The sequence below is a fragment of the Bartonella sp. CM31XJBT genome (assembly GCF_028618555.1).
Classification (GTDB): Bacteria; Pseudomonadota; Alphaproteobacteria; order Rhizobiales; family Rhizobiaceae; genus Bartonella.
Genome location: NZ_JAQITD010000055.1, coordinates 1 through 3840 on the forward strand (window position 1 = coordinate 1; position 3840 = coordinate 3840).

The following is a 3840-nucleotide window of genomic DNA, read 5'->3' on the forward strand; positions in this document are numbered from 1 at the left end:
TATGACTTAGAATAGTTTCAGCGACTTCATAGGGAGCATCGGTTGTTTCAGCGAGCCAATTGCGTAAACTAGAGCGAAATCCATGGGGGCAGGCTTCAATTTTATTTTTTCTCATATACGTAGCCATACATTTCTCAGCGAGGGGACCACGACCTCTAGCAGAAAAAAAGAAATCATTGCGAGAGAACAAGCGCGCTTGTTTTAAGATTTCTAATGCCTCTGATGATAGAGGCACGCGAAACTCTTCTGTAGTATCACGTCGACCTTTCATATTTTCAGCAGGGATTGTCCAGATATCGCCATCAACTTGGTCTTTATGAATATGACACAAAGGATTGGTACGAACCCCTGTCAGAATAAGCAAACGCAAAGCCAATTGTGTTAAGGTTGATGCTTCGCAAAGTGTTTTATAAAAAGTAGGCACATCTCTCCAATCCATGGCTGGTAAATTTTGTGTTTTATGACGTTGTTTACCTAAGAGCGCGCGTGCTTTTTCTGTTGCTTGTAAATCAACATTCAAACCCAAGGCAGCCGCATGTTTGAGACAAAGATTAAGACGCATCAGTGCTGTTCGAGCAGTTCCAGCTTTTGTATGCCAAATAGGGGCAAGAACATTGCGTATCTCTGTTTGTGTAATCTCAGAAACGGGCAGACAGCCTAATTTGGGCAGAATATGAAGGCGTAATGGTAAAAACCAATCCCCATCTTTACCATCATTTTTTAATTCAGCTTTACGACTTTCAAAAGCATCCAACGCGATATCTTTTAAATAATGGAGATTGCTTATTGCTTCACGCTTTTGTTTATCGCGTTCTTTAATAGGGTCACGACCCTCATGCAAAACAGAACGCCATTAATTTGCTAATTCACGGGCTTTTTTTAAAGAAACATTTTGCAACGCTCCCAAGCCCATTTCACGGCGCCGACCATGAATGGTAAAACGGTAAATCCATTGAGCACCTCCATCTTTACGTTTGTGAAGAAGCAAGCCAGCACCATCATTATATTTGCCAGCCCCCAATGTTGCGACAGCCCTTGCATTAAGACGGTTCATAAGAGCCATTTTTAGTCCTTTCTTATACAAATTTGATCCACACACTCATCCCACTTGTTATGTGCAAATAGTGGTTTTGATTGATTCAAGATAAACAGATTTGAAATGAGAGAATCTTACGTTATTCGGGACTCTCACTCAACATACAAAACAGTGAATTATCATTATAAATCAATGTATTGTACGATTATGGAGAGGTTTTTTAACACAAAGATCATGGAAGGAGGGATACAAAATCTTTATGTAGAAGAGGATCTAAACGATTATAGCAGTTTTGCATTTGATACGAAGGTCTTTTCTGGTGGAGAGCAACACATTTTAGCGGGGGGAATCGCGATTGGCGTTCTTTTACAAGGGAATGCTTTCCAAGCAATAGATTTAGGAGGCTATGTAAAGGATTTAATAATTAGAGATCAAGCACAATCGTGGTTACATTTTGGTGCAACATTAGAAGGAAGCACTATGATTCATGATTCTGGACGGATTTATCTTTATGCTGGTGCTGAGCGATCTCGTACTGAAGTAGAAAAAAATTGTCTTAAATGGCAGAGATACAAAATTGTATGCGATTGCCTCTAATATAGATGGTGAAAGTTCTTTGATTGAGAATCTGAGTGGGAATGGTCGTGTTATTTTTACTTCTACCGTGTTTAATCCACATTACTCTAAATTTGAGGTCGGTAATCTTTCAGGTAATTTACATTTTAGGTTTAATACTAATTTTGTAGAACAGCGCGGTGATTATCTTCTGATAAAAAGAGGAGCAGGTCATCACACCATAAGCGTTATCGATTCTGGTGTTGAAATGACCGATTCTCTTCTACAAAATCAGAATTTAATTTTGGAGCTTGATTTAATTCATGTTCAAAGCGGAAATGCACATTTTACTCTGATAGATTTTTGGGGTGAAGAAATAGCTACTGTTGACAATGGAGTCTACATGTACGCTCTTAAGAAAAGAGATCATAACGGTGGAAAGATTTGGTCTTTATCGACACCATCTACATCGGAAAAATTTCTACTCCGATCTTTCCTCCCTCTCATACGAAGTTGCCTATAGCTGAATCTTTTGAGCAAGAAAAGTATGGTTCTCCTTTGGAAGATTCTATAACCAATTCTTATAAAGGTGATTTCAGTTTTTATGCAGAGGATTTCATTACTGGTACACGTGAAAAAATTTTGCAAAGCTCCGTACTTGATGACAATAGCATAGTTTATATTGCTGGTGATGGAGAAGCGGATGATTTTAAATTATCCATTAATAATACGGTTCCAGAAACTGCAACACTCTATGTTGAGACTGGTGGTTTTAGTAAGAATACAACAATTGAAAATGGTGGTTCAGAGATTGTAGGGGAACAGGGGATCTCAGAATTTACGATTATTTACGAGGGTGGAAAACAAAGAGTGGAGGGAGGAGGAACCGCATTGAGAGCTGAAATTTATGGTGGGGAGCAGCTTGTTTTCGGAAATGGTTATGTAAATGGTGGAATTGTGGGGAGCAGTGCTTATAACACGACACTTTATGGTCAAGGTGATACGCTGGGACAGCAGAATGTATATGATGATGGGATGGCTGTGGGAACAAAAGTGATGAGTGGAGGAGTACAAACTCTTGCTAAGTGGTTTCCTAATGATGATAACTTTGCAGAAAAAGCCGGCGATTTAGCTGTAAATGCTGAAATTTTTTCAGAGGGTGTGCAGCGTGTTTTAGCAGGAGGTGAAGCAAATACAGTCATTTTACGCACTGGTGGTGTTCAAGAAGTCTATGCAGGTGGAATTGTAAAGAATCTAACGATTGAAGGTAATGCTAATTCATGGATTTCTCCTGGTGCAATATTAGGAGGAGAAATAAAAGTTCAGGATTTTGGTGGGCTCCATCTTGATGCTGGAGACGATGGTCAACAAACTATAGTAGAAAACATTGAATTAAATGGAGAAGACGCTCAATTATACTCCGTTGCTCGTGGGTTTGACGACAAAAGTACACGCATTCAGCAGTTAAGCGGTGTAGGAAAAGTCATTTTTACCTCTTTTGAAGATGATTTATATTACTCTCAGCTTTACATTGATAATCTAGCAGGGAGTCTACATTTTAACTTTAATGTTAGCCTTGCAGAAGAAAAAGGTGATTACCTCTTTATTGAGAATGGGAGTGGTTTTCATACAATAAGTATCGTAGATTCTGGTATTGAAATTGTTGATCCTTCTTCAGCAGGACTTGATTTAATTTTTGATCAAAGTGGTGGCGCACATTTTACCCTGAGAAGCTTTTCTGGTGCAAATGTTAAAACTATTGATGGCGGAACCTATACGTATGGTTTAAAACAGAGAATTGATGAGGATGGGGGTGAAAAAGTTTGGTATTTATCTGCAGTATTTATTGATAATGTTTCATTTCTCAACAGTTTACCACGTAGTAGAAGCAGATCTGTGCGGCATTTAAATCAAAATCAATCAGTTTCTTCTCTTTCAACGATTGCAGCATCACAAGAGCATGCTATTAAATTGCCACGTCGAAGAAAAAACCGCCAAAACTTGAGTCAAAGATCTCCAGCTTTTGTTTCTCCAACTGTTTCCTCTCTTGGAAGTCACGTTATTGAAGTCTCAGGTCCAGCGAGTTCTCATCCTCTTTCTGCTGAAGAGCAACAAACTGCTATTTCAGAATCTTCTCACTCTTTAGCCGATCAGATGATTGTGCGTCCAGTTCATAAAGAACAGCCTTCTCCACAATTGAGTGAGACGCTTTCAGTTTCTCACTTTTTGACCACGCCCTCTACAGATGC

At 39.1% G+C, this 3840-nt stretch carries 2 pseudogenes; one reads left to right on the top strand and one right to left on the bottom strand.

Going from position 1 to position 3840, the window contains the following annotated elements:
- A pseudogene (locus PVV63_RS09955) lies at positions 1 to 1063 on the bottom strand (tyrosine-type recombinase/integrase); the annotation flags it as partial.
- Positions 1064 to 1233: 170 nt separating this feature from the next.
- Here PVV63_RS09955 and PVV63_RS09970 point away from each other — a divergent pair.
- Positions 1234 to 3840: pseudogene (locus PVV63_RS09970) on the top strand (pertactin-like passenger domain-containing protein); the annotation flags it as partial.